The sequence below is a fragment of the Vibrio sp. 1078-1 genome (assembly GCF_033340475.1).
The window spans coordinates 1-834 of record NZ_JAWOWM010000194.1 but is presented as its reverse complement, the minus strand read 5'-3'; the positions used below and the strand labels follow the sequence as shown (position 1 = coordinate 834).

Sequence of the window (834 nt, the reverse complement as noted above, 5' to 3'; positions counted from 1 at the left end):
ATCCAGCAACAAAAGCGACTAGCGCCAACACCAACAGCATTGTCGGCTCTATCATTTCCATAAATTCTTATTCTTCTAATATTCTATTTTTCGTTTAAATGGCGGCAGTGAGTCGATAAGTGCTTGCCCGTAGCGTTTGGTTACGAGGCGTCGATCCAGAATGGTCACTCTACCAGAATCTCGTTCTTTACGCAGTAGGCGGCCCACGCTCTGGATCAGCTTTTTGCTCGCATCAGGTACAGTGATTTGCATAAACGGGTTGCCGCCTTTCTTTTCTATGTATTCTGAATGCGCTTGTTCTACTGGAGAGGTAGGAACACCAAATGGAATTTTGGTGATCACTAAGTTTTCCAGTAACTCTCCTGGCAAATCGAGTCCTTCCGAAAAGCTTCCTGTACCAAAGAGAACGCTGGTTTTGTTTGTTTCTACAAGCTTTTTATGTTTTTTTAGAATTTCTTGACGAGAACTTTCGCCTTGTACTTGCAAAGCCCAGCCTCGTTTTATGAACTCTGAAGACAGCGCTTCTGCGACTTGGTTCATCTGCCAGTAAGAGGAGAATAATACCAAGTTGGCCTTTTTGTCTTCTAAGTACTTAGGCAAGATCTCAATAAGATATTCAGTAAACTGAGGTGCCGATGGTTCGTACTTCATTGCCGGTATGAGTAACTCAGCTTGGTTTTGATAATCAAAAGGCGAAGCGAGTGCCAAAAACTGAGTCCCAGATTCTGGCTTTCCATCAATGCCTACTTGATGGCAAAAATAGTGGAAAGAGTTCAACGCTCGCATTGTTGCTGAAACTAATACGGCACCAATACAACGACTCCAAATCTGTTG

The 834-nt window shown here is 43.3% G+C and carries 1 protein-coding gene; it reads right to left on the bottom strand.

Annotated features, from left to right (window positions below):
- Positions 1-75: 75 nt before the first annotated feature.
- The coding region (locus R7190_RS26520) for a helicase C-terminal domain-containing protein (RefSeq protein WP_318137758.1) at positions 76-834 on the bottom strand (759 nt) is incomplete at its 5' end.